General features: G+C 44.2%; 32 protein-coding genes. 7 read left to right on the top strand and 25 right to left on the bottom strand.

All coding sequences use genetic code 11. The annotated features are described in order from the left end of the window. Window positions 1-57 precede the first annotated feature (57 nt). The 4 genes from ACSVDE_RS03775 to ACSVDE_RS03760 all read right to left on the bottom strand — a co-directional run bounded on the left by ACSVDE_RS03775 (window position 58) and on the right by ACSVDE_RS03760 (window position 2,476). Window positions 58-183, bottom strand: a complete 126-nt coding sequence (locus ACSVDE_RS03775; RefSeq protein WP_439299630.1) for a hypothetical protein — start codon at window positions 181-183, stop codon at window positions 58-60. Window positions 184-255: 72 nt separating this feature from the next. Beyond that, on the bottom strand, window positions 256-1,044 hold the full coding sequence (locus tag ACSVDE_RS03770; protein ID WP_439299629.1) for a GNAT family N-acetyltransferase: 789 nt from the start codon (window positions 1,042-1,044) through the stop codon (window positions 256-258). A gap of 76 nt (window positions 1,045-1,120) precedes the next feature. Further along, entirely contained in the window at window positions 1,121-1,933 is an 813-nt protein-coding gene (locus tag ACSVDE_RS03765; protein ID WP_439299628.1) for a DNA alkylation repair protein, read from the bottom strand. Between the two features lie 6 nt (window positions 1,934-1,939). Next, a complete protein-coding gene (locus ACSVDE_RS03760) occupies window positions 1,940-2,476 on the bottom strand; it encodes a GNAT family N-acetyltransferase (protein WP_439299627.1) in 537 nt (178 codons plus the stop codon). Between the two features lie 83 nt (window positions 2,477-2,559). On the opposite strand from ACSVDE_RS03760, the gene ACSVDE_RS03755 reads away from it, so the two are divergent. The 4 genes from ACSVDE_RS03755 to ACSVDE_RS03740 all read left to right on the top strand — a co-directional run bounded on the left by ACSVDE_RS03755 (window position 2,560) and on the right by ACSVDE_RS03740 (window position 7,036). Beyond that, a complete protein-coding gene (locus ACSVDE_RS03755; protein WP_439299626.1) occupies window positions 2,560-2,988 on the top strand; it encodes a hypothetical protein in 429 nt (142 codons plus the stop codon). Continuing rightward, complete coding sequence (locus ACSVDE_RS03750) at window positions 2,985-3,611, top strand: O-methyltransferase (protein WP_439299625.1); 627 nt, start codon at window positions 2,985-2,987, stop codon at window positions 3,609-3,611. The genes ACSVDE_RS03755 and ACSVDE_RS03750 overlap by 4 nt, the downstream gene beginning before the upstream one ends. Window positions 3,612-3,779: 168 nt before the next feature. After that, on the top strand, window positions 3,780-5,960 hold the full coding sequence (locus ACSVDE_RS03745; RefSeq protein WP_439299623.1) for a PAS domain S-box protein: 2,181 nt from the start codon (window positions 3,780-3,782) through the stop codon (window positions 5,958-5,960). A 260-nt stretch (window positions 5,961-6,220) separates the two neighbouring features. Then, window positions 6,221-7,036: a TerC family protein gene (locus ACSVDE_RS03740; RefSeq protein WP_439299622.1), complete on the top strand. Its 816-nt coding sequence runs from the start codon at window positions 6,221-6,223 to the stop codon at window positions 7,034-7,036. A 52-nt stretch (window positions 7,037-7,088) separates the two neighbouring features. Here the strand turns inward: ACSVDE_RS03740 and ACSVDE_RS03735 are convergent, their stop codons facing one another. The 17 genes from ACSVDE_RS03735 to ACSVDE_RS03655 form a co-directional block, all read right to left on the bottom strand. Then, window positions 7,089-7,658 (bottom strand): manganese catalase family protein, encoded by a 570-nt coding sequence (locus ACSVDE_RS03735; protein WP_439299621.1) that lies wholly within the window; start codon window positions 7,656-7,658, stop codon window positions 7,089-7,091. A 32-nt stretch (window positions 7,659-7,690) separates the two neighbouring features. Further along, window positions 7,691-7,954 (bottom strand): spore coat protein CotJB, encoded by a 264-nt coding sequence (locus ACSVDE_RS03730; RefSeq protein ID WP_439299620.1) that lies wholly within the window; start codon window positions 7,952-7,954, stop codon window positions 7,691-7,693. Then, on the bottom strand, window positions 7,935-8,180 hold the full coding sequence (locus ACSVDE_RS03725) for a spore coat associated protein CotJA (RefSeq protein WP_439299618.1): 246 nt from the start codon (window positions 8,178-8,180) through the stop codon (window positions 7,935-7,937). The genes ACSVDE_RS03730 and ACSVDE_RS03725 overlap by 20 nt, the downstream gene beginning before the upstream one ends. 128 nt (window positions 8,181-8,308) lie before the next feature. Then, complete coding sequence (locus ACSVDE_RS03720) at window positions 8,309-8,704, bottom strand: DoxX family protein (protein WP_226547776.1); 396 nt, start codon at window positions 8,702-8,704, stop codon at window positions 8,309-8,311. Window positions 8,705-8,892: 188 nt separating this feature from the next. Continuing rightward, window positions 8,893-9,639, bottom strand: a complete 747-nt coding sequence (gene map / locus ACSVDE_RS03715) for a type I methionyl aminopeptidase (protein WP_439301924.1) — start codon at window positions 9,637-9,639, stop codon at window positions 8,893-8,895. Window positions 9,640-9,721: 82 nt separating this feature from the next. Then, a complete protein-coding gene (locus ACSVDE_RS03710; RefSeq protein WP_439299617.1) occupies window positions 9,722-10,351 on the bottom strand; it encodes a TVP38/TMEM64 family protein in 630 nt (209 codons plus the stop codon). Window positions 10,352-10,449: 98 nt separating this feature from the next. Then, the gene (locus ACSVDE_RS03705; RefSeq protein ID WP_439299616.1) at window positions 10,450-10,905 is read right to left on the bottom strand and encodes a pyridoxamine 5'-phosphate oxidase family protein; all 456 of its coding nucleotides are present in this window, start codon (window positions 10,903-10,905) and stop codon (window positions 10,450-10,452) included. 197 nt (window positions 10,906-11,102) lie between these two features. Further along, entirely contained in the window at window positions 11,103-12,086 is a 984-nt protein-coding gene (gene hpaD / locus ACSVDE_RS03700) for a 3,4-dihydroxyphenylacetate 2,3-dioxygenase (RefSeq protein ID WP_439299615.1), read from the bottom strand. 11 nt (window positions 12,087-12,097) lie between these two features. Then, window positions 12,098-13,573 (bottom strand): 4-hydroxyphenylacetate 3-monooxygenase, oxygenase component, encoded by a 1,476-nt coding sequence (gene hpaB / locus ACSVDE_RS03695; protein ID WP_439299614.1) that lies wholly within the window; start codon window positions 13,571-13,573, stop codon window positions 12,098-12,100. A gap of 81 nt (window positions 13,574-13,654) precedes the next feature. Beyond that, complete coding sequence (gene hpaE, locus ACSVDE_RS03690; RefSeq protein ID WP_439299613.1) at window positions 13,655-15,172, bottom strand: 5-carboxymethyl-2-hydroxymuconate semialdehyde dehydrogenase; 1,518 nt, start codon at window positions 15,170-15,172, stop codon at window positions 13,655-13,657. Further along, entirely contained in the window at window positions 15,153-15,947 is a 795-nt protein-coding gene (locus ACSVDE_RS03685) for a fumarylacetoacetate hydrolase family protein (RefSeq protein WP_439299612.1), read from the bottom strand. The genes hpaE and ACSVDE_RS03685 overlap by 20 nt, the downstream gene beginning before the upstream one ends. After that, window positions 15,947-16,876, bottom strand: coding sequence for a 2,4-dihydroxyhept-2-ene-1,7-dioic acid aldolase (gene hpaI / locus ACSVDE_RS03680; protein ID WP_439299611.1), 930 nt, complete (start codon window positions 16,874-16,876; stop codon window positions 15,947-15,949). The genes ACSVDE_RS03685 and hpaI overlap by 1 nt, the downstream gene beginning before the upstream one ends. A 96-nt stretch (window positions 16,877-16,972) precedes the next feature. Further along, window positions 16,973-17,632: a GntR family transcriptional regulator gene (locus ACSVDE_RS03675; RefSeq protein ID WP_439299610.1), complete on the bottom strand. Its 660-nt coding sequence runs from the start codon at window positions 17,630-17,632 to the stop codon at window positions 16,973-16,975. Window positions 17,633-17,966: 334 nt separating this feature from the next. Beyond that, window positions 17,967-18,608 (bottom strand): response regulator, encoded by a 642-nt coding sequence (locus ACSVDE_RS03670; protein ID WP_439299609.1) that lies wholly within the window; start codon window positions 18,606-18,608, stop codon window positions 17,967-17,969. A gap of 17 nt (window positions 18,609-18,625) precedes the next feature. Continuing rightward, window positions 18,626-20,440 carry a GAF domain-containing sensor histidine kinase gene (locus ACSVDE_RS03665; RefSeq protein WP_439299607.1) on the bottom strand — a complete coding sequence of 605 codons (1,815 nt, stop codon included), beginning with the start codon at window positions 20,438-20,440 and terminating at the stop codon, window positions 18,626-18,628. 112 nt (window positions 20,441-20,552) lie between these two features. Next, the gene (locus tag ACSVDE_RS03660) at window positions 20,553-21,302 is read right to left on the bottom strand and encodes an HAD family hydrolase (RefSeq protein WP_439299606.1); all 750 of its coding nucleotides are present in this window, start codon (window positions 21,300-21,302) and stop codon (window positions 20,553-20,555) included. A 48-nt stretch (window positions 21,303-21,350) separates the two neighbouring features. Continuing rightward, window positions 21,351-21,722: a hypothetical protein gene (locus tag ACSVDE_RS03655; RefSeq protein ID WP_439299605.1), complete on the bottom strand. Its 372-nt coding sequence runs from the start codon at window positions 21,720-21,722 to the stop codon at window positions 21,351-21,353. 186 nt (window positions 21,723-21,908) lie between these two features. Here ACSVDE_RS03655 and ACSVDE_RS03650 point away from each other — a divergent pair, with 186 nt between their 5' ends. Beyond that, on the top strand, window positions 21,909-22,142 hold the full coding sequence (locus ACSVDE_RS03650; protein ID WP_439299604.1) for an IDEAL domain-containing protein: 234 nt from the start codon (window positions 21,909-21,911) through the stop codon (window positions 22,140-22,142). 44 nt (window positions 22,143-22,186) lie between these two features. Here the strand turns inward: ACSVDE_RS03650 and ACSVDE_RS03645 are convergent, their stop codons facing one another. Both ACSVDE_RS03645 and ACSVDE_RS03640 read right to left on the bottom strand, forming a co-directional pair. Beyond that, the gene (locus tag ACSVDE_RS03645) at window positions 22,187-22,549 is read right to left on the bottom strand and encodes a hypothetical protein (RefSeq protein ID WP_439299603.1); all 363 of its coding nucleotides are present in this window, start codon (window positions 22,547-22,549) and stop codon (window positions 22,187-22,189) included. Between the two features lie 159 nt (window positions 22,550-22,708). Continuing rightward, complete coding sequence (locus ACSVDE_RS03640) at window positions 22,709-23,110, bottom strand: transporter (RefSeq protein WP_439299602.1); 402 nt, start codon at window positions 23,108-23,110, stop codon at window positions 22,709-22,711. Between the two features lie 150 nt (window positions 23,111-23,260). On the opposite strand from ACSVDE_RS03640, the gene ACSVDE_RS03635 reads away from it, so the two are divergent. Together ACSVDE_RS03635 and ACSVDE_RS03630 are read left to right on the top strand one after the other, a co-directional pair. Further along, the gene (locus ACSVDE_RS03635) at window positions 23,261-23,485 is read left to right on the top strand and encodes a hypothetical protein (protein ID WP_439299601.1); all 225 of its coding nucleotides are present in this window, start codon (window positions 23,261-23,263) and stop codon (window positions 23,483-23,485) included. A gap of 121 nt (window positions 23,486-23,606) precedes the next feature. After that, the gene (locus ACSVDE_RS03630) at window positions 23,607-24,806 is read left to right on the top strand and encodes a DUF819 family protein (protein ID WP_439299600.1); all 1,200 of its coding nucleotides are present in this window, start codon (window positions 23,607-23,609) and stop codon (window positions 24,804-24,806) included. Window positions 24,807-24,914: 108 nt separating this feature from the next. Here the strand turns inward: ACSVDE_RS03630 and ACSVDE_RS03625 are convergent, their stop codons facing one another. Both ACSVDE_RS03625 and ACSVDE_RS03620 read right to left on the bottom strand, forming a co-directional pair. After that, window positions 24,915-25,049, bottom strand: a complete 135-nt coding sequence (locus tag ACSVDE_RS03625) for a hypothetical protein (RefSeq protein WP_439299599.1) — start codon at window positions 25,047-25,049, stop codon at window positions 24,915-24,917. A 12-nt stretch (window positions 25,050-25,061) separates the two neighbouring features. After that, window positions 25,062-25,274 carry a hypothetical protein gene (locus ACSVDE_RS03620; protein WP_439299598.1) on the bottom strand — a complete coding sequence of 71 codons (213 nt, stop codon included), beginning with the start codon at window positions 25,272-25,274 and terminating at the stop codon, window positions 25,062-25,064. Between the last annotated feature and the right edge of the window lie 154 nt (window positions 25,275-25,428).

The following is a 25,428-nucleotide window of genomic DNA, read 5'->3' as shown; positions in this document are numbered from 1 at the left end:
CTATACCTGCCCATGGTTTCCGTTCTACATATATAAGGAATCCGGATAAGGTTATGCTTACGTCTTATTACGTTTCTCATATGAAAAATTGGACAGACTTCTCCCGTCGAACGCAAATTCATGCGTTTGAGAGCGTACTTCGACTGTCAGCCAATCCATCACTGGAAACGTAACTGTAAGCATTACCTTACACCTCCTAATTTCAAATCGTCTCTACTTGAATATTACCTGAAAAATCCAACAACTTCAAGAGCGTTATACCGCTTTATGCCACATCGTCCATTTGCCGATATCCATGAAGCCTATTCTTTTGTAGATAGAACCCGCTGCCGGGTTATCATAGAATAAGCAAAGCGTTTTGCCTTCCTTTAACACATCTTCGCATAAAGCACTCAGGCATTTGGATGCGAGACCTTGCTTACGATATTCAGTATCTGTACAAACCCCGACGATCATCGCAGATACAGAATTTTCTGCTGTCGTGGAAACACTTGCAATTGCCTTGTCTTTTTCTTTCATGAAATACGTGCGTCCACTTTTCGTTTCAATGGTATGAACCATGCTTTCCCTTGTAGCGCTGGATTCCCTGAATTCTTCTATACTCCCTCTTAAGGTGAAGACTGCATCCACGTCCTCTACAGTTGCCACACGAATGTCGAGTCGCTCTTTCGTTTCCTCCAATAAATTTGAATCGAGCAGTTCGGCAAAATGCATGCTCCGCTTCTTACCCGCCGGGATGTACGCATCAAACTGTTGAATGATTTCTTCCTTACCGGATAGGATTTGAAAGTGATCATCGTTCAAAATGATCTCCGCAAATCCTTTTACATCAAATGAGCCTTTTGCATAAGGAAGAAAGTTCTCTTTGTAGCGTAGAAGAACAGCAATGAGTTCTTCGTCTTTCCATTCTCCCCAAATCTGTTGGAAGTCTGTATCATAACCGAAGTTTTCCAAATCCCCTATGATGAATAGGTTCATTGCCCGTTCTTCGGTCAACAGTTCCATCACTTTTGTGTGATCCTTCTCTGTCAGTTTTCGGATCATCTCTCCCAGTCCCCTCCAAAATGTATTAAGACCATTTTACAGATCAGGAAAAATCATGCAACCCTTTTATGGAAATTTATTTTGGAGCAGCGGAAGTTGCTTTTTCTAAATTCCTTCTCGCTTTCTTTACTGCTCTTTGAATCAATTTGCTTTCGTCATCCTCCAGTTTCTTCAATAGTTCTTCTCCTTCTTCATAGAACGTTCGTGAAGACGCCGATGTGAAGACGTTTGCAACATTCCAGCGTACATTTTCATCCTCAGCATCTACAATTCGGAACAGCCACGGAACGACTGCTTGAGGATATCGCTTCAACAAGGCATCACCAATCGCGAATGCTCCCAGATTTTTCTTCACATATGTAGAGCCATCGGACATGAGAGGTTCCAACAAGTGTAACAACTTATGTGCGTAAGATTCATCCAACGTCTTACTCGCATACATGACAGCAAGGACGACAGCTCTTCGTATATTTTCGGAGTCATCGACCTTCCATTCGGATAAGACGGGATAAAAATCTTCAAAGTGAAGAGCTAAAATCTCTCCACATCCTCCGGCTGCCCATTCTCTTACTTCCCAATTCTCATCATCCGCAATATCGTACATCAAGCGGATACAGAGACTCTCATCCTGATCATACAGATGAGGGATCAAATGGGCTGCTACTTCTTTGGCAGATGGGCTTTTGTGCTCCGCAAAAAAAGTTGTCACTTCGCAAAGTAAATCTAGTTCCTCTTTCAACAATTTCTCAATTGCCTTGATCGCCTTTCTCTTCACTTGAGCAGGTGCTGTACCTGCGTGACTTGTTTTTTCCTTCTCCAATTGAGCAACAGCTTCGTTCCACTGTTTTTCTATCATCATTCGCTCAAAATCTTCTCTCCAGCTTGTCAACAACCTTCATCCCTTTCTCTTTTCGATTAACAAGCAATCCTCTTTAATCCCTTCATGCAGTTCATGCTCCACCAGGATCTTAACAGGAATGAATCCACATTTTTCATAACAATGTATGGCTCTTTTATTCCGTAGTTGTGGATCCATCGCGATGATCTCAGCTTCTTTTTCTTCAAAGAGGTATTGTACGACCGCAAGGATCATTTTAGTGCCAATGCCTTTATCCTGTTCGCTTGTTTCCCCTATAAATTGGTCCATTCCGAAAATCTTCTCTGTTTTTTTATAACCGTAAACCCTTTTCTCTTCATCAGATAAAGGGTAATATTGAACATAACCAATTTCATTTCCATCCAGGAGTATGATATTTCGTTTCACACGCTCATTCGACTTCGAGAAGAAGTGTTCTTTCACTTTCCCAATCTCGTGTGGTTGATCTCTGCCTTCATACCACTTCAATATTTCTGGATCATTTAACCATTTCACCAAGTATGGCGAGTCTTCTTCTACTAAAGTTCGAATCAATAGATTGCCAGATACGATCATCCATTTGCCTCCCGGAAAACTCCCCAATCAGATCATTTATAACGAACATTGTATGGATTGAATGATAAATGGAGGTTCTACATATGCAAAACCAGTCAACGTTGAGGTATTTTCTTTATTTGTTGTTATACGGAGCCATTCTCCTGAGCGGGTTCAATATAGAATCCAGATTGCACGTACAAGCTGAACAAAATTTCTTGCTGACGCCCGTTTTCTATTACTCAATCCTATTTCCGACCTTATTCGGTGCGTTGATGGCGATACCATTCAGTAAGTTATCGTTCCGAAACAGAAGTACATGGTCCTACAATTGGCGTAAATGCCTTGTGTTCGGGATTCCTTCTCTATTCGTGCTGCTATTTCCTGCTTATTACTTCACCCTGCTTTCCTGGGGAGACTTCATGGGATTTGCCAATATCCTTTTCGGGAACGAGAGATTGCACTTTTTCTCAGGAATCGTGTTGGGCTTTAGTATCATTTATAGTGTAGAAGAAAAGGAGGAAAATCAATGAAACTTGAAACCTATATCCAAACGTTGTTCACTTCACAAGATGCGGATTATGAAAGAATCAATCAAATCATGATTGACACGGGGATGCCAACGATCTCAGTGTCTCCCGAAACGGGAAAACTACTAACGTTGCTCGTGAAAATATCAGGTGCTAAAAACTTGCTTGAAGTTGGAGCTCTTGGTGGGTACAGCGGAATCTGTCTTCTTAGAGGAAATGAAGATGCCAAGTTAGTTTCTTTAGAATTGGAACAAGTATACGCCAATGTTGCAAAGAGAAATGTAGAGGAGGCTGGTTTTGAAAATAAGGTATCTTACAAAGTCGGTCCTGCCATCGATTCCTTAAACGAATTAAAAGATCAGGCTGATACGTATGATTTCTTCTTTATCGATGCAGATAAAGCAAATTATTCCCATTACTTGGACCTATGTATCCAACTCGCACGTTCAGGTGCGATCATCGCTGCCGACAACACGTTATGGGACGGCAAAGTATTGGAAGAGCATACGACGGACGAAGACACACTTGCCTTACAAAAATACAACGATCAGGTCGCTCGTCATCCTCGGTTAGAAAGCATTCTCATACCGATTGGGGACGGACTGACCGTAGCAAGGGTCAAATAGAATGGATCAGTGCAATGCAGACATGTCTGCATTGCTTTTTTTGTAATCGAGCTTACAGAATGACAGCTTTCGCCCAAATTATTTTTAAATCTACAATATTTTTGGAGGAAAACCCGACCCTTTATTGAAATTTAAAAACAATAGACTTTTTTCAAAGGGGGGACATTTGTGGGTACACCACTCGGGGACATCGTTACAAAAGAATATCTCCAAAACATCATTAAAAATATGAACGCAATCGTGTTCATTTTCCATAAAAATGAGGAAGGTCAATTCGTCCATACTTTTTGTGAAGGGCGGATCCTTGAGAAGATGAATTTACCAACAAAAGAGGTTATCGGTCATCGTCTAGAGGATTTCATGTCAGAAGAATCCGCTGCTGAAAAACACGAGATGTATGAACGTGCTTGGAATGGTGAAACCCTCTCCTATGAGGGTGTTGCTCGAACTGTACATTACATCGTCAACTTAAGCCCTGTCTACAAAGATGAAAAAGTCGTAGAAGTGATCGGTACGCTTGTCGATATCAAAGATCGAATCGAAAAAGAACATAAGTTGATGACGAATGAACAGCACTTCAAATCCTTCTTCACCTACAACCCTGACCCTATTTTCTCTCTGGACATTAATGGTTACTTCACCAGCGTCAATTCAGCAGGGGAAAAATTGACCGGGCATTCTGAAGAGCAGATGATGCAACGTACATTCATCCCCTACATAACGGAAGATCACCAGATGAATGTATTAGAGTACTTTCAACGTGTCATAAGGGGAGAATCCCTTACCTTTCGTTGCGCAATCCTTAACACGAAGAATGAACGACGAGAACTTAGGGTCACAGCTGTCCCTACTGTTGTAAACGGTGAAATAACTGGCGTATACGGAACCGCAAGGGACATCACCGAACAACTGAGGGACCGCGCGGCACTGGAGTTAAGTGAACAACGTCACAGGATTTTAGTCGAACACTCTCCAATTGCAATTGCGGTACATGTCGACGGGGTTTTGAAATACGTGAATCCAGCCTTTGTTTCGTTATTTAATGCGGATCACAAGTATGACTTAATTGGATTATCCAAATGGGAACTGATACCAACAGATTACCATGACTATATCTCGACTTTGGAAGAGACATTAGAATTCATGGAGTTCGGTTATCGTCGACGAGAGAGTAAGATTCGTCGATTGGATGGGATGATTCTAGATGTTGAAGTGACTGCTATGCCCATATCGTTCGAAGGCGAAAAAAGCGTATTGGTCATGTTATCGAATATCAGCGAACGGAAAAAAGTCGAACAGGAAATTGAAAAAATCCATCGGCAAAATGAATTGATCTTGAATACAGCCGGAGACGGAATATTAAGCATCTCAGCTGAAATGTCGATCGACTTCGCGAATGATGCTGCACTCGGTCTTCTAGGTTGGACACGATCTGAACTCATCGGCCAGAACGTGTCGGTGTTATTCTCATCTTCAGAGCTAATGGGCAAATTCAACGTAACCGAGCAGAGTCAATCCATTTATAAAGAACGGAATATCCAAATCATGCTGAAAAATGGGGGTTATATTGTAGCAGATATCACCATTACACCGATCCTTGAAGATGCTGAACGTATCGGAACGGTCCTAGTAATTAAGGACGTCACTCAACAGCAGAAGCTGGATGAACTGATGATTCGTTCAGACAAGTTATCGGTCCTTGGCGAATTGGCGGCAGGAATCGCACACGAAATCAGGAATCCTTTGACCTCACTGAAAGGTTTCATTCAATTGATCCAGTCCGTCACGGAAAACAAGTATGAGGATTACTGCAACATCATGTTAGATGAACTTGAACGAGTTAACGCGATCGTAGGAGAATTTTTGATGTTGGCAAAACCTCAACATGCTGCTCTATCATTACAAAGTCCCATTCAACTGATGAAGGATGTCGTTTCCTTTTTGAAATCAGAAGCGCTTTTGAACAAAGTCGACCTACATGAAGATTACATCGAGGAAGATGTCTACCTGATCGGTGAAGGCAGTCAGCTGAAGCAAGTGTTCATCAACTTGCTGAAAAATGCGATTGAATCCATGGAATCTGGGGGGAACATCCACATTAGAGCAATGAAACAGAATGATAGCCGCTTGCAAATCACCATCCAAGACGAGGGATGCGGGATTGAGGCAAACCGGCTCCCTACTCTCGGTCAACCTTTCTACACAACGAAGGAACGAGGGACAGGTTTGGGGCTCATGATTTGCTACAAAATCATTGAAAATCATCAAGGAAAACTTACGTTCAGCAGTGAAATCAATGTCGGGACAACGGTTGATATCATCCTGCCGATTGAAGATCCTGAGGTTTAAAATCCTTTCGATTGGGTATCTGTAAAGGTGACTGACAAAATTGACATCAGGCTCGTTTCTATATATCACTGCCATAGAATTACAAAGGGGAGTAGCTTTAACGGTCATGTCGTCATTTCAGAGGTCTTCCTCTCGGCATGATCGGCAACTCTACGTTGTTAGCAAGACCTTTGCCTCTCATGGTAAGGTCTTTTTTGTTTATGAAGACTGGGACCATTGGAGGGATTCGAGTCTTTTTCCATATTGAAAGGAGTAATCTTATGGATTCACTATGGTTGGAGTATGCTTGGACCTTACTCATTCTGATTGGTCTTGAAGGCCTACTTTCTGCTGACAACGCCCTCGTAATGGCTGTAATGGTCAAACATCTACCGAAAGAACAACGAAAGAAAGCTTTGTTTTATGGAATACTAGGTGCTTTCGTCTTCCGATTCGCTGCACTGTTTGCAATCACATTCCTGGTGAATGTTTGGCAGGTGCAGGCCATCGGTGCTGCCTATTTGATTTATATCGGAGTCAAACATATCTACAAACAACGGAAGAAAAATCAACAGGAAGATGATGATGAAGCTGCAAAAGCGGGACAGATGGTCGGCAAAAAAGGCTTTTGGAAAACGGTCATCCAAGTCGAGCTTGCCGATATCGCATTCGCAGTTGACTCGATTCTCGCTGCCGTTGCATTAGCGATCGCCCTACCTGAAACCCCACTACCGAAAATCGGAGGTATGGATGGCGGACAATTTGCCGTCATATTCCTCGGTGGTTTGATTGGATTGCTGTTGATCCGAACGGCCGCCACGTATATTTCCAAAGTGCTGAAACAACGTCCAGGGCTTGAAACCGCGGCTTATCTTATTGTCATTTGGGTAGGTGTAAAACTCATCATCCACACGATTGCACATCCGAAAGTCGGCTGGATTGACGAACACTTCACTCATAGCATCGGTTGGAAATTGACATTCTACGGTATACTGCTTGCGATCGCGATTGGCGGATGGTTTTTATCTGGACAACAAAAAGAGGCAGAAAACCAAGGCAGCAAGAATTCCTCCAAGCACGAACCAGAAAATGCATAATCATTGAAAAGGGAAGACTCCAGTGTGAGCCTTCCCTTTTGATATTTATCGTTCAGAATATCTTCTTCCGATCCCGCTCTTCTTTTAAAATCTCAACAGCTTCCCTGAATCGTTGAGAATGGATGATTTCCCGTTCTCTTAAAAAACTCAAGCTATCATTCAAATCCGGATCGTCACTCATGTTGATGATCCACTGATAGGTGGCACGAGCCTTTTCTTCAGCTGCGATATCTTCATACAGATCGGCTATCGGATCTCCTTTTGCTGCAATATAGCTCGCTGTCCATGGAACACCGGCAGCATTACTATAGAATAAAGCACCATCATGGTTTGCATAATGCTCCCCTAAGCCAGCTTCCTTCATTTCTTCTGGAGTTGCGTCTTTTGTCAGCTTATAAATCATCGTCGCAATCATCTCTAAATGAGCGAATTCCTCGGTCCCTATATCTGTCAGTAATCCGACGACTTTATCAGGTATCGTATATCTTTGATTCAAATATCGTAAAGCAGCAGCCAGCTCCCCATCAGCCCCGCCGTACTGCTCGACCAGATACTTCGCCAATCGAGGGTCACACTTACTGACTTTGACAGGGTATTGCAGCTTTTTTTCATAAACCCACATGTCCCTTCAATACCTCCTCCTCATTGAAAATTCTACATCTGCCATGGCCACGGAGGTTTGTTCCAGTTCCATGGATAGCCGGAATAACTATGTCCATACTGTGTGAGCGGTCCATATTTCTGTTCGATTTGCTGCCTGAGCACCATACTTTTCTGAGAGTAATCATTGAACTGTTTAATTGCCTGATAGTCTTCAGGATGTGTATCCAGGTATAACGTCAATTCCACCAACACAAAGTCGACCTGTTGAAGCTGCTCCATCCAATTGTAAAATTCCTCAGGCATCCGCTCCGTCATTCTCTGAATCCTCCTCCCGATGTTTGTACGGATTGCTGTATGGGGCAAACAACGCTGGCCATAACGTTCCTTTTTTCAGTGCCGTGCACGGATCAAACTGTTGCAGACCATACGGCTGATAGCCCATGTAAAGGTTCGGAGGTGTTTCATAATATTTCACACGGATCGGGCGGCAAGGATCACAGGGTCCGATATAGGGGCGATACGATTTCCTATAGCTGTTCATACTCAAGAAGCCTCCCTATAAAAAACGAAGTCACTCTCATCCTATTCATGAAAAACTGTGATTAGAAGGCATGCAAAAAGAGCAGCCTCAATGAATGAGACTGCTCAGCTAAATGAATACTTTACTTGTTAAAATACGAGTGCATCAAGGGAGTATAGTCCGGGTCCAGCCAAGCCAACTGCCACTGCTACAGCTATGATGGCGAGGTTGTATTCAAACCCGCCTTCTGTCGCCCAATAGCCATTTTGGCCGTGTACTTTCATGATGGCAATGATCATCGGGACGATCATCAAGACAGCTCCAAGTTGCGTCAGGAATCCGAAAGCGATCAAGAGTCCCCCGACCAGTTCCCCTAGACCAGCCATGAGTGCCATCGTATAACCCGGTTTAAGTCCGAGTGATTCAAAGAATCCACCTGTGCCTTGTAAACCATGTCCTCCGAACCATCCAAACAATTTTTGAGTACCGTGTGCTGCAAATGTCACTCCGAAGACCACACGAAGAATAAGTAGTGCAATATCCATATGAAAACCTCTCCTTTTTTGTATTTGTATAGTGTGTAGTTTTTTTCACTTACTTTATGTAAGTATAATATGTCATTATACTTACTTTTGTCAAGTAACTTTTAGAACTTATTTTAAGGCGAAAAAACCACAGTCCTCTTTGTACTGTGGTTAAGGTTGGTTGTTAAATTTTAGGGATGTAGGAGAAATCATTGTTCTGTAAGGATAAGTGGACCGTTCTTCGTAATGGCGACGGTATGCTCGTATTGGGCGGAAAGTTCACCATCCACCGTCCTTGCTGTCCAGCCATCCTCTCCAATATACACAAAATAAGCGCCGCAATTCAGCATCGGTTCAATCGTAATGACCATACCTTCCTCAAGCACCGGTCCCTGTTCAACCGGACCGAAATGAGGAACAATCGGAGATTCATGGATCTGCCTGCCGATCCCATGACCGATGAAATCTTTCACTACCGAATATCCTTTGTCAGTAGCGAATCTTTCGATCGCGTTCGCAATATGACCGATACGATTGCCAACTTGTGCCTGTTCAATCCCGACATAAAGGGCTTCTTCTGATGCTTTCAGGAGTGCCTCCGCCTTCTTTCCTACCTGACCGACTCGGTATGACCATGCTGAATCTGCCAACCACCCGTTCAAGTTCACGACAAAGTCGATTGTCACGATATCTCCCTCTTGTAACGGTTCATTCGTCGGAAAGCCATGGCATACGACGTCATTAACAGATGCACAAGTCGCAAAGGGATAACCTTGATACCCTTTTTGTTCAGGTGACGCGCCATGTTTCTTCAAATATTCGTCGACAAATGCATCGATCTCCTTCGTTGAGACACCTGGCTGTATCCGTTTGAAGATTTCCTTATGGCATTGGCTGAGAAGTTTGCCTGCTTCATACATATGGTTGATTTCATCTTTTGTTCTTCGGGTAACCAGATCGATCATCCTCTCTGGAAAGTAAAAAAGAGACCATTCCATTGAATCATCTCTTCATCCTATTACTAAGTATACGCCTATGTTACTCTGATATTTTCGTATTAACCGGTTTATGCAGCTTTCGCTCTAATAATTTTCCGAACAACCACAATATGACGATGACGACCGAAATTACAATCATTTTCACAGGTTCTCTGATAATGGAAAAGAAGTCATGTCCAATATAAGAAATGAAGAAGACCATGACGAGCTTTCCTAAACTGACCGCTAGAACGAATGTCAATGTGTTGACTTTAGACAAGCCGCTGACGACATTGATCAGAGCAGATGGGGTGAATGGAAAACAATATAAGACGAACAAAAGCCCAAAACCCTTCCGTTCCACCCAGGATAGCATGGATTTCGTTTTGTTGTGTTTGGTCAGGAACCGCATGAACCTTTGCTGTGCATACCTTCGAACGAGCAAAAACACGAAGACCGAGCCGAATACGGTACCGATCCAGGAAAAAAGAACCCCCCAGAAAAATCCGTAAGCAGCCGCATTCCCAGCGACAAACAAAACGAGTGGCAAGATCGGAAGAAACGCTTCCAGCATCGGTAACAATATTCCCGGAAAAGGACCAAGGTCATTGTATTCATCCAGCCATCGTAATATATCCTCTTGCGACAAATCCGTTAAGAAGTATTTGAATTTTTCCCAGTAGACACCCATGGACTTACTCCTTCAAATCAACTCTATGTTTCGTTTCTTATCATACCACTTTTTTAAAAAAGGGCGACCCAAATATTCATTTGGGTCCCCCTCTCCATTTACTTCATCAATGCTGCATAAACGGAGTCGTCTAGTTCTTTCGCTTTTTCAGGATTGTAGGTCTTCTCGTAAGCTGGCTCTTGAGTGATTTTCGCACCCCAGAACATGCTCTCAAAGACAGCTTCAACTGTAATTTCAATTTTTGCAAGCTTCAGATTGACGCCTTCCATCGTATCTTCAAGGATTTCTGCTTTCCCTTGGATGGAATATACCGTTTCAAGCCCGATGATGTTCAAAACAACACCAGGGTTCGCTTTGATATTGTCAACGATTCTTGAGTTGTTCGTCACCGAAAAACGGATGCGCTTCTCGTCGACACTCTTCACCCAAGAGATCGCGTTCACGTTCGGAGCTCCAGTTTCTGCGTCTACTGTTGCAATGTTCACCAATTTTTCACCCTGGAAAAATTCAACGAGTTCTGGTGAAAGTTCTGTAGGGATTTCATGTTTAGCCAAGTCAAAAAACTCCTTTCAAATGATACATTCTCTAAAAATAATCATATCACGCACAAGGTGAGGTGCAAGTCTGATCTCTCACATCACACCTAAATTTTTCTTACTTACAAGATGCCCTTATTCCATATCAAACAAACCGAAATGAGAAAGAAAGCTAAGGGGTATGTTGTTCCATTCCCTTAGCTTCCACTATTTCATCATGTGACGAAATCCGGTTTCCTTTGCTGTAAGACGGGTTCAGCGGTTTTCACTTCTTCCCCAGTGTGCACATCTAGCACGACAGTCGCTTCATTGAACCAACTATCCGGTGCAGCATGCCCCCAGAAGGTTGCTCTTCTCGGATCATTCAAGTCCCATCGAATCGGTTTGAAATCCGGATCACTCGTCAAGTAATCCCCTGTATACAACTCAATACGGTTACCATCAGGATCCCTCAGATAGAGGAAAAAGGCATTGGATAATCCATGTCTGCCGGGTCCACGTTCAATCGAGTGTGCATACCCCATTGAAGCAAGCACATCACAGCAATGGATGACGCTCATCGGATCGCTTAGGGCAAATCCGACATGATGGAGCCGTGGACCGATTCCATTCATGAAGGCATGATCATGAACAGTCGGTTTCCGGTGCAGCCAGGCTGCCCAGACTCGATCGTCTTCTGTCGCCGTGTACTCTGAACATCGGAAGCCAAGTTCGTCCATATAAAACGCTTGAGCCGCTTCGACGTCAGGCACCATACAATTGACATGGTCGATTCTCTGGATACGAGCACCACGGTAAAGATCGTACCGTTGCAACAACCGCTCGACGCCATCCATCTGTGCGAAAAATTCTAGCGGCAGACCGGATGGATCCTGTACACGCAGTGTTCTACCGACTGCACGTTGCGTTCCTTGCTCCATCCATTTCGGCTTCATCCCTTTGGTGGCGAAATGTTCATGCAGTAGGTCCAGATGTTTCTCTTCTCTCACTTTGTAAGCCATCGCTTGGATGCCAGGTTTGTCGGCTTTTTTCAAAACGAGGCTATGATGAACATGCTCTTCCATTCCTCTAAGGTATAAATGTTCATCGTCCCGTTCCGTCTCAACAAATCCGAGGGCATCAACATAAAAAGCTTTCGCCTTATCAAGGTTTGTCACATTCATGACAACCCTTGCAACCCGAATGATATCAAATTCCATCAGGTCACCTCCTACACATTCACGTTCTGAGCAGTCGTCGGTTTCACCCGATCAAGGAAAGATTTGACCATTTCCTTATACGGCTCTTTATTGTACACATCATAATAGACGTTTGACATTCGGATTGGATCACCGAAGAAATAGTACTCATACAATGCTTGACGACCTCCAAAGGAACTTAACGAAATGTCCCATGCGAGGCGGAATAACTGGACTTTATCATATCCGTCGATCTGTCCGCCTTGTGTATATCGATGGACGAATTCTCCGATCTCCTCACTGTTGAAGTCTTCCTGGGTCGGTGTTCCCATCAGACCGGATGCACCAAGGATCCGTACGATTTCCACCATACGCTGATACACTTTCGGGTACCAGTTACGTGCCGCATTCAACGGTGCGAAGTCTGGTGTCATGTTTCCGTACTTGTCGATGGAAGCGTTTTGTTCTGCACGGAAAAGATGTGAACGCATCGTTTCAAGAATGATCATCACTTCAGAAGCTTTTTCTTTTACATGCTGGAATCGTTCGATACCGATCGAATCGATCATGCTCAAGATGACCCCGAGGACAAATTCCGTTTTCGCCGTATTCTTCGCGATGACCTGATGCGTCATATGTACCATCGCATTGGTCTCGACATACGTACGATTACAGATTTCAGAGCTCCCAGCTACAAAAACGCGCTCCCATGGTACGAAGACATTATCGAATATGACGATTGCATCGCTTTCCTCGAAACGTGCACTCAACGGATGATCCCATTGGTTGCGCCCGACATCGAAGGATTCACGGCAAACGAACTTCAACCCCTTCGTATTGTTCGGAATCGCAAAGGCCATTGCATATGGATCATCATCGGAAGATGCTTTGTTCAACGTTGATGGGAAAACGACGATCTCATCTGTAATTCCACCTTGTGTGGCTAGCAGTCGAGCACCGTTGACGATGATTCCGTCTTTGTTCTTTTCAACGATATGTGCGGAAATGCCAGGATCCTTCTGCTCATGCTGCAATTTCGAACGGTTGACCTGCGGATGAATGAGCGTATGTGTAAGCGTGACGTCATTTTCCCGACAATAGTCATAATACTTGCGGACGTTTTCGCCGAACATCGGATCGGCTTCCGCGAAAAATTTCTCCGCTGTACCGAATGCCATGACACTCGTGTTGAGGTAGTCTGGCGTCCGTCCCATCATACCCCCGGTGTAACGTGCCCACTCTGTGAACATTCCGCTTCTCTTCTGCAGATCTTCTTTCGTTTTCGGAGCGATGAAAGACAAACCGACCTTCTCACCAGATGTCGGAGATGTATAGAGCATTTCATCGGGCTTTTCGTGTTGCAAATCCATCAATTGCCCCATGGATTGGACGACATTTTTCAAAGCCGGATGTGTTGTGACATCCTCCACCCGTTCTCCATGAATCCAAACATTGTTTTTCGCCGCTTTCAATCCTTCTATATATTCTTTACCAGTACGTGCACCCAAATCGATCCCTCCTGATTTAATGATTACCGACAAATCAGTCTCGTTGTCTCATCTAGGTCTTTTGAATTCGCCGGAGGTCGTTCATTGGTTTTGTGAAGTCGATGACGTCAGCTGCTTCTTTCCGAACTGTGGAATATGATGATCGCCCATAGCCACATGGATCACTTTCATTTCCGTGTAAAATTCGAACGCATAATGACCGCCTTCTCGCCCGATACCGGAAGACTTGGATCCGCCAAACGGGATGCGGAGATCACGTACATTCTGCGAATTCACCCAGAGCATGCCTGCTTCAACAGCTTGTGCCACTCTATGACCTTTTTTCATGTCGTTCGTCCATACATAACCTGCTAGACCGTATCGAATGTCGTTCGCAAGCTGGATGACCTGCTCTTCAGTTGTAAATGTCATGACGGATAGAACCGGTCCGAAAATCTCCTCCTGTGCAACGCGCATATCATTGTTCACATCCAAGAGCAAAGTCGGAGCTACAAAGTGCCCGTTATCAAGTCCTGTAGGGATATGGCCTTGATAAAGCTTTGCCCCTTCTTGGACTGCAATCGCCAGGTAATTTTTCACCCGGTCATAGTGTTCTCTATGAATGAGTGGACCGACTTCAGTTTCCATATCCATCGGATCACCTACGACGATGTTGGACACTCGTTCTTTCAGTTTTTCAATGAACGTTTCTGCAATCGACTCCTGGAGGAATAATCGTGAGTTAGCGGTACAACGCTCGCCATTGAACGAGAAGATGCCCCATACACATGCATCCAGCGCTCGTTCCATATCGGCATCATCAAATACGATGATCGGAGACTTTCCACCGAGCTCCATCGAGAACCGTTTCAAGCTTGCCGCACCATTTCGCATGATTTCGGAACCTGTCGTCGTTTCCCCTGTAAAAGAAATCAACTGCACATCTGGATGTGCCACAAGTGCTGCACCAGCCGTTTCACCGAATCCATGAACGATGTTGAACACTCCATTCGGCAATCCTGCTTCATCAATGATTTCAGCAAGCTTGTTGGCTGTAAGCGGTGACCATTCTGCAGGCTTCAGCACGACCGTATTCCCTGTCGCAAGTGCCGGAGCCACCTTCCACGTTTCTAGCATGAACGGCGCATTCCAAGGCGTGATCAGCCCTGCCACACCGACTGGCTTTTGCACCGTATAATTCAGAAACTCATCATCGACCTGATACGCATCTCCAACCATCCGGTTCTTCACCATTTCTGCGTAAAAACGGAAATTGGAAGCCGCACGGGACGTCATTTTCTTCGTCTGTTTGATCGGTAGTCCGGTATCAAGAGACTCCAGGTGAGCGATTTCTTCGATATGCTCATCGATCAAGTCTGCGATTTTATTGATGTATTGGAGACGCTCGCTCACCTTCATCGAGCCCCATGGACCATTTCGGAAAGCATCCTTCGCTGCATCGACCGCAAACTCGATATCTTCTTTCTGGCCTTCTGCTACCTTATTCAACACTTCCGATGTGTAAGGGCTGAGATTTTCGAATGCATTCCCCTGATGAGCGTCTTGAAATTTCCCATTGATATAGAGTTGTACGGGATCTTTAACGGTTGGTTTCTGCATGATCGGCACCTCCAGCCGTTACCTTGTCTGTTCTACCATCCAAAATTTCATTCTCAAGCGAACCTAAGTAATCGATTTCGAGACGGACCTTGTCACCTGGATGGACGTGTGAAATGCCTTTCGGTGTACCTGTCCAAATCACATCGTTTTCTTCGAGGGTCATGAACGAGCTGATGAATTCGATGAGATCATCGATTCCGTAGATGAGGTCTTTTGTGTTCCCTTGTTGACGCAATTCACCGTTTACGTAAGAACGCAATTCGATGTTGTTGACGTCTGGGATGTCTTCTTTATCAACGAAATAAGGTCCCATCGGTCCGAACGTATCATGACCTTTCGCGCGCACCGGTGGACGGTACATGTTGTTCACGAAATCACGTACGGTGACGTCATTTGCAATCGTGTAGCCTTTCACGTAATCCATCGCATCTTCTTTTTTGATGTTTCGTCCTTCTTTTCCGATGACGACCGCTAGTTCATTTTCATAGTGCATGTATGTTGCTCCATCCGGGTAATAAACTGGTGCCTTATGTCCGACGATGGAAGAGTTCGGTTTGATGAAGAGAACAGGCTCTTTCGGTTTTTCTAGGCCTAGTTCGTCCGCGTGATCCGCATAGTTAAGGGCGAGGCCGATCATTTTGTTCGGCTTGAAAGGCGCGAGCCAGGTTTCAATATCCTTCTCTTCATACACCTTGCCGGATGAAGCTGTGATTTTACCATCTTCAAATGTTCCACATTGCTCTCTACCTTCTACAATAAAACGTGCATGTTTCATTACGCATGACTCCCAACATTTTTAGATAAAAGACCATAGTGATCCAGGACAGAACGGATTTCTTTCTGCAGCTCTTCGCTCGGCAGATCCATCGGCAAACGAAGTTGTGGGTTGATTCGGTCCATCATACCGAGTGCTGCTTTCAACGGCGCTGGGTTCGTGTCTTTGAATAGGACATCGTTCAAAGGCATCAAGTCATAGTGCAGCTCCTGCGCTTTTTGCACGTCTCCGTTGATCCAGTAGTTGTACACATCGGCTACTCGACCTGGCATGACGTTGGCGGTTGCGCTTATGTATCCCGCACCACCAATTGTGAGCATCGGATAACAGAGGAGCTCGATTCCGGAATAAAGCAAGAAATCTCTTCCGCATTCCAGTAATACACGGTTCACATGTTCGAAATCTTTGTTTGATTCTTTGATTCCTATGATGTTTTCGCAGTCTTGGTTGAGACGGGCGATCGTTTTCACGTCCATATTCACGGCTGTTCTTCCTGGGATGTTATAAATGATGATCGGAATATCTACGGTGTCGGCAATCGTTTTGAAGTGTTTGTAAAGGGCGTGTTGTGAAGGCTTGTTGTAGTAAGGGACGATGACCATGGCGGCATCGGCACCGATTTCTTTCGCTTTCTTGGTGAGGTATAACGTCTCTTGGTGGTTGGTGGAACCGGTTCCTGGTACGAATGGAACGCGTCCGTTGACGGTTTTCGCTGCGGTTTCCATGACTTCGACCCGCTCTTCAAGTGTGAGTGAGCTTGGTTCTCCAGTCGTTCCTGTAACAGAAATCCCGTGCGTCCCGCTTTCAATGTGCCAATTGATCAACTCTTTCAAGGTTTCGAGATCAAGTGAATCATCCTCTTTAAACGGGGTGATGATTGGGGCAATCGATCCTCTCAATCTTTGTTTCAACTCATCAAATCTAGACATTCTTTCCTCTCCTTTATGGTTTGATAGGCTATCAATCTTCAATTAAATAGCATGTCCAACAGGTGATGAATGAATTGGATACCTCCTTCATCGTACTTAATGTCTTTGATGGTAAAAGGATTTGACCGTATTCATTTTGTGTTCTCTGACAAAAGATTCAATGACGTGGGGTTCAGCAGTAGCGTCCAGCAAGCGGATGATTTCTTCATGCTCCTCGATGGACTCCTTCGCACGGACGGGCATGAATGTCGAACCGGATCTTCTGATTGAGTCGAGCCGTTTCCATGTCGAGCGTATGTTTTCTACGAGATAGTGGTTATCGCAGTACTCATACGTCAATGCATGAAAAGCTCTGTTGTGCTTTCCGAATGAGATGAAATCCAATTCATCCAAAGCTCGCCTCATCTGCTCGTTGATGCCTTTGAGCTCAGGGATGCGCTCTTTCGGAAAATGCTGTCCGCTGATGGATGTGGCATATCCTTCAATGACCGCGAGTACAGATAAGGTCTCCAAGTACTCGTTCTCATTAATTGGAGTGACAACCGCACCGCTGTATGGTTTGAATTGAATCAAACCATCAGATTCCAGCTGACGCAGAGCTTCACGAACCGGTATCGCACTTGTTTCTATTTCTCTCGCAATCTGGTCGATGACAATCCGGTAACCGGGTCCATACGTCCCGTCCAGAATCCGGGCTCGCAGCAACTTATACGCAAACTGCTGTTTACTGGTGGGTTTCGAGTTAAGCGCTTTCATAGATTTATGATATATAAAATCATATATGATTTCAACACAAAATTCAGAATTATAACAATAGTCACAAATATAGGTAGGTGGGATGTTCTGGGAGTGGGGAATTTATTCAGTTCTCCCGGGAATCTGTTCATTCCTCCAGTGAATCTGTTCACTCCCACGGAAAAGCTGTTCACCTCATCGCAATCTGCCCAAGTCTCGAATAATTCTACCCGAACCTCAAATTATTCTGCCCAACCACCATTTCACCACCAAAGCTCCCCCCATAAGGAAGTGAATTTCAGTGAAATTCACAACCAAATAAAAAAAAGAGCTTGAGTAATCTCAAGCTCTCTCCTTATGGAAGTGGTACGATTTGGTTTTGGACGGCGAAGATGATCGCTTGTGAGCGACTCTTCACGTCCAGTTTCTTGAAGATGTTGCTGACGTGGATTTTGACCGTCTTGTCACTGATAAAGAGACGTTCTGCAATCTGCTTATTGCTCAGCCCTTCTACCAGACAGATCAATACATCTTTTTCGCGATCGGTCAGATCCTTCGCATTTTGATTCAGTTGATTTTTCTTCTGATGATAATCGACCAACTTTTTCGCCATACTCGGGTGCAGAATCGAATTGCCTCCAGCCACCTCCTGGATCGCCTCGATTACTTCCTCAGCTGGAGCATCCTTCAGGATGTAGCCATCCGCTCCTGCTTTCAATGCGGACATGAAATATTCATCATGTTTGTACATCGTCAAAATCAATACTTTGCAATCTGGATAATGCCTTTTTACCAAACCTGTCATTTCAATTCCGTTTTTATCAGGAAGATTGATATCCATCAGGATGATATCTGGTTCTGTAGCTTCAATCGTATCCAGTACTTCAGTGCCATTGGTCAGTTCCCCGACAACTGCAATATCTTCTTCAACGGCTATGATATTTTTCAGACCATCTCTTAAAATCGCATGGTCATCTACGAGCAATACTTTGATCATAATCGTTCTCCCCTACCCTATTTTGATATTGGTACAACCAACAAAATAACGGTACCAAACCTCTCAGAACTGTTGATTTTCAATGATGCATCGATTTGCTCTGCAAGTTCGTTCATATTAAGGATACCATAATGCGCATCCGTATTTGCCTTCAATAATGCTTCATATAGCCGGAATCCTTTACCATCATCCTTCACTCGTGCAATGAGATGGCCTTTGCAATAACGGAAAGTGACTTGTAAGACGGAAGCTTGAGCATGTTTTCCAGCATTTTGCATCGCTTCTGACATTATTTCGTACACATTCTGTTGGATATGGGGAGGTAGGTCCGACCTGTCACCCATGAGCTTCATCTGAACGTCTATTCCATAGTCCCGTGAGATATCCTCCCCTTTGGCTTTGATCGCTTCTTCCACCCCGAATTTTTCAGTCGGAGAAGGTCTCAAAGCGTAAATGGACTCCCGGACCTCTCCAAGACTGCCTCGCAACTTCAAGATGCTCTCGTTTACCAGGCTGGTCCTCTCTTCTCCTTCATTCACTCGTTTGGAGGATTCCAAATTCATGACAGCCCCAGCGAGCGTTTGTGCGATACCATCATGGATTTCCCGTGCGAGTCGGTTTCTCTCCTCGAGTAGAATCCGTTTTTCCCGTTCAGAGAAAAGCATCCTCGTCTTGATGATGACTGCCAACTGATTGGCAAGCGTTGAAAGAAACTGAATATCTGTCGTATGGTAAATTTGATTCTGCTCACTACCGACAAGCAAGATACCGACAGTCTCATCCTCGACTCGCAATGGGGTGATCATCACAGATCGGATAGAAGAGTACAAATATGATGACAAGTCTAATGGAATTTGTTTTTTCGTGGTATAACGGAGCGATTCATCTACATTTTCCAGCCAGTCCTCTTGAAAAACCTGCTCAACACCATCGAGGATTCCTCCGGTCTGAATCGCAACCTTCCAGGAATGACCTTCTTCTTTTATTAAAAACAATGTTGCATCCGTCTGGATGAATTCATCGATCCGCCGTTCAACTGCAGCCGTCCAATTCTCAGAAGGTAACGTTCTGTTCAGCTCCTTCGTAAGAGACACCAGCGCTTTAAGCCTTCTCTTTTCCCTGTGCTGACGACTGATGACTGCACTGATAACGGAAGCTGCAACTAACGGTGAAAAGAAGAACAAATACGAAAACACATCGACGACGCCTCTGTTCTGACTACCGAGTGCAAACATGATGAACAAGTAGCACACCGAGATCAAGACGATGATCGTCTCTTGGATCGATTTCTGCTTCCAATCTTCCCATGCATATGGCTGTGGTCGGATCCATAATACGAAATCAATCAACAAGTTGTTGATTAAATAGAAGATGAACGTAAATAAACATAAGTGCAGATAAAAATACCCGACGCCGTCGGACAAGCTCCAGCCTGTGGCAGTCAATATCCATTCCGTTAAAATATGCGTCACGACGAGTGCGATAGCCAGCTGACCTGGATTGAACCAGACAATCTGCTTCTTCCTGCGCTTAAGCAGGTTGATCCCCAGACTCACAGCAACCATCGTGAGAACGCCCATCCATACACCGTACAAAAGGACGATTGTATAGATGAGTGGAAAACTGAGAGTCGTAATCCCCTTCCAGACAGGGATCGGATAAAGCTCTGTCAACAACAGGAATAACGTCAAGAGAAGGAGCGTCATGAGATCTCCTTCCACTCCGTCAATCTGTAGCACACTATAGAAGGTCAACATCCACCCGATGATGGATAAGCCCATGATTGTCCAATTTACGTACCGTTCACGACGGTTCACGTATGAAACTTCCATCTTTTCATGCTCCTATACTTTTAACATTCTCTAGCCCAACAATCCTTTTGAAATCCAGTACCCTAATCCGAATATGAATCCCAACAACAGAAGGATGATGGCGAGCCAAGTATTATTGATTTTCATGAATAACCCTCCTATTTAATACTTCAATCCGATCCGGAATCTCAGCCAACGACCGAATGTATTCATCTGCCCATTCCGGCTTTTCATACACATCATTCTCCACCCAAATAGTCTTCAGACCTACACGTGCAGCACCCCGGATATCGTTGTCAGGATGGTCTCCTACATAAATGGCTTCAGCGGCTTTCACGTCTAAACGCTTCAAACATCGCTCAAATATTTGTTCAGCGGGCTTTTTAATCCCTTCTTCCTCCGAAATGAGGACACAATCAAAATAGTCACGAATACCGAGCGCTTCAATCGAACGGTTTTGAAAAGTCGTCAAACCATTGGTGATCAACCCTGTCTTTAAAGTGCTGTTTTTCAAATCATTCATTAAAGTATGTAATCCGTCAATCGGTACGCAATGGTCATGGAAGGTATTCTGATAATCCGCATACAACTCTTCACTAACCCGATGATCCCATTGATACCGATCTTTCAATCTGGCATACACTTTCTCCTTGGATACATATCCATTATCATCATAGTGGAGAAAATGCTTGATATAGTCATCGCCTGAAACGGCCCCATGTCCATGCAAATAGGTATCATGCTGCTGTTTAACGAACCGGCGCAATGAACTGTTCCGGTCCAATAATGTCCCGTCTAAATCGAAAATAATCGCTTTTATCATAAGAACGCTCCAATATTCATAGTACAGTATCAAGTATACATGATAGAGCATCTCGTTCATAAAAAACTCACCTGTTCTTTTCGTCCAGGTGAGTTGAGAATGTGGAAATCAATTCTGATGGTCCCGAGGATTGTGGCTCGGTTTAATTTCTTTCAACCGGTTAAGGATGTCCATTTCTTCAATGTCTTTTTTCGTTTGGGTTGTTCCCAAGTCATAGATGGTCAAATAGATCTGATTCAGCAACCGGTCATAAATCATATTGTCCCGATCAGCAGTATCCAGGACATTCGCGAAAAAGTGGGAATGCTCATAACCGATCCGGTCCTGGTTGTTCGCTTCCGCCAAAAGTTCAATCAATAAACCCGCTTCATCTTCGTTTGCTAAAACTTCGAAATCGTAACTTGATTCACCTTTCTCACTCCGTACCTCTGCATTACTGATGCCCGCTTGCAACGTTACATAATAAGGATGTCGTTCCATCAATACCACTCCCGGTCCATGCATTTTCCTTTATTGTGGGACAGAATGAATGGAATTATTCTCCTAAATGGAACAGTTTTTAGACCAAATCTAGTAAAAAAATAAATTTATGTAATATTCTGAAAACTAATTGACATCCGACTGCATATCTTAGATAATAACTAAAAGGGTTTGGGAGGAATCCTCATGAACAAACACACCTCATCATTTCAAGCTAAGATGAAAGAGCAGGCTCAACAAAGACAAAAGAGAGCCGAACAGTTTTTTGTATCCCTTGCCGCCCAACTGGTCCTTGATGAATCATTTTTTGAACACCAAAGAGAAAAGTTGTCAGTCCTGATTGACGAGGCCCTGGAACGGAATGATTATACGTCTTTTGTAGCACTGTCTGAACAGTATCAGAAATACCAGGATAATTAAATGCTTTAAAGGAGCCGACACATTGTCTGCTCCTTTTACTGTTTTTATACGGCGATCAAAGTGGCGATCATATCTTTATGACCTTCCCCACACGGAATCGTACAATAGATTTGATACTCCCCTGGCTCAAGTGTGAGCTTCACAGAGCCCTCTCCCTCAATGTTGACGGAGTCGATCCCCCTGATACCTAAACCATGGTTTCCTTCCACACTTTTGAAGTTGATCGTGATCTTCTTTCCCGCGAAGACCTTATACACCTCTTTATTAAAACTCCAATTATCAGCTTCTACATTGATAACGGTGACAGCTCGGGTGTTTTCACCGGTTTGTGCCTGTTCCTGTGCACACCCAGATATGTTGATCAAGCACATCGATAAAAATAATAAGAAAGCCATTCTGTGCACCATTATCCTTCCTCCAGCCATGCTAATAAGACATATTATGTGTATCCTCCTCCATTTTTATAACGAGTGAGCTTCTGGACAATATGTAAAAACAGGACCTATTCAGAGCAAGTAACGGCGATAAGACCGCTAGTAACTTACTTCTGAAAAGATCCCTATTACTCAATAGCATACGAACGAGACGATTTGTCGCCGGTCGATTCCGAAATATACCCACCTGTGCCCTGTCCATCGATACCCTGCTACCGATCTTCTTCCTACAAACGTTAGCCATGCCCAGAATGAATAGCCCCCTCTGAGCCAGATGTACACATACTTTCCGACACAAGGTCGGATGGCACCTGGATCGACCGCATATGTTCCTGCGTTCGCGGTCGCTTGCATGGATGCAGGTGATTGTTTAGGTGAAAATTTAGGCGGTGGTCCTGGCGGCGGTCCTCCTCCATGCGGGAATGGTGCTCCCGGCGGCGGACCTTGTTGATTCTGGCCTCCACCACCTCCGAGAATATTTTGCAATAAGGAAGAAAGCGGGTTATTCTGCCGCTGATTTGGTCGATTGTTCAAAGACACACTCCCCCTTCCATATGGGTTTCAGACTATCATATGTGTGGACACATGAGAGAGTGCTTGGCCTTCATCCTGTAAATTGGACGCACCCCAAAATAACTTGCTTTTTACGAACACTTATATAAGACATGCCCTAGGAGGGATACTGTGTCAAAATATATCGTCCATCATAAGACACGGGTGATCCATCATTCCTCATTTGTTTGTGATGCTTGTCAAATTCCAAGCTATGAACACCGTCTTAGGGAAGACACAATTGATGAAGAGTACGTTATCGATTTACTTGAAAAGTCGTCTTATCAGACCTGTCCCTATTGTATGGACCATGATACGTTGATGATTAGAAGGGAAAAACGCACAAGAATTGTGTAGAGAATTTCTATAATTGACAATTATGCTATTAATAGGACTTTGGAAGAGTTCGTTCAATTTTCATATATAATGTCTTTCTGTGGACACCTAGAAACTCAACTCAGAAAGGAAGGACATTCATATGTTTGAATTACCAAAAGAACCCCTCATACAAGATCCAATTGCCATTTTTACTTATATTGCGGTTCTCGTTGGAGGCGTTTTCATTCTTGGGGAATCGAAGAATGAAAAGTTACAGAAGTTTTTCCATTATGCGCCGCCAATCATCTGGACATACTTTCTACCGATGCTTTCAACAACATTTGGAATCATCCCATCAGATTCAACAGTATACGGTTTCGTCAGTTCCATCATCTTACCAGTAGGTCTATTATTGCTCCTGCTTTCAGCTGACGTACCTGCAACATTGCGTCTTGGACCCAAAGCCATCATCATGTTCTTAGCCGGAACATTCGGAATCGTCATCGGAGGTCCGATTGCATTAGCCATCTTCCAGCCATATCTGCCAGCAGAAGCATGGACAGGTGTAGGGGCACTTGCAGGAAGCTGGATTGGTGGATCCGCTAACATGGCTGCAATGGTCGATGCATTGGATACGCCAAAAGATATCCTTTCTCCGATGATCGTCGTCGATACGGTCGTAGGTTATAGCTGGATGGGAATTATGATTGCATTATCCGGATTCCAGCGTCAGTTCAATAAATGGAACAAAGCCGACAATGCAGTCGTTGAGAAGGTAAACGAACAGATCGGTGTCATTGAGAAAATGAAAGCTAAACCGCTTGCGGTACCTCAACTGCTTGCGATTCTCGGATTAGGATTCGGGGTGGCTTTCATTGTTGGAAAGATTGCGCAAGTGCTACCACAAGGTGCGGTATTAAACTCCACAACATGGACGATCATGATCATTTCTGCAGTCGGGATCATCTTCTCCTTCACACCAATCAAACGACTTGAAGATTATGGTGCAAGTAAGATCGGTTACGCGGGTATTTACTTGCTTCTCGGAACGATTGGTGCGAAAGCGAACTTGATGGCTGTTGCAGATGCACCTCAATATATCCTGATGGGAATCGTATGGCTTTCCATCCACATCGTTTGTATCTTTATCGCAGCACGTCTGTTACGATCTCCAATGTTCTTCGTGGCAGTTGGTTCACAAGGAAACATCGGTGGGACAAGCTCTGCACCGATCGTCGCTTCCGTATTCCAACCAGCCTTAGCGCCAGTCGGGCTCTTGATGGGGATACTCGGTAACGTCGTAGGAACCTACGCCGCGGTACTGACCGCTAAACTCGCCCAGATGGTTGCGGGTATGTAACACATCTACAGCTTTCTAGGTACAACAAAAAAACTGATTGGAAAGTGTCTGTTTACCCTGATGGGTTCAACAGGCACTTTTTTAAATCAGTTCATCCAAGTCAAGCTGCTATTCACGTTCTTTTTGATAGGCAATCAGTATGATTTCATCGTCCTCTTCACTTTGAAGATTTTTCTCGAACTTTTGGATCTTGTCCAAGGTTTCCTCAGAAAGGTGAGCCACAGGAAAGTCATTTCGCTCCATTTTCCATCCCCCTTACTCGTTCTTGTTATGTTGCATCATTTCTTTTTCACCGATTTCATCTGCTATGATGTCTTCTTCATCTTGACGACTCAAGTTCACATCCGAAGTCCCTAAAGAAGCTTCTACATTGAATAGGTTCGTTGCATTTTGATGCTCGCCACTTTCATATCCAGGATTCAGAGCTGAATCTGAATATAATTCGCGTTTCTTTTTGGATTCTTTCATTGTCCATCACTCCTAACTCAATCTTTTGTTTATCGGATCCAATCATCCTCTTTATGCGGCTTATGATCGGCTGTGATGTTTACATTACTACTAACCTTGACTTTTTTTAGCTTTTTCATACGTTTGAAGGGACTTAAAAAGGCTGACCCTGTGA

Source organism: Pseudalkalibacillus sp. Hm43, assembly GCF_051842935.1.
Taxonomy (GTDB): Bacteria; Bacillota; Bacilli; order Bacillales; family Fictibacillaceae; genus Pseudalkalibacillus.
Note: the sequence above shows the minus strand (reverse complement) of the source record. Positions and strands in the feature narration are given on the sequence as shown.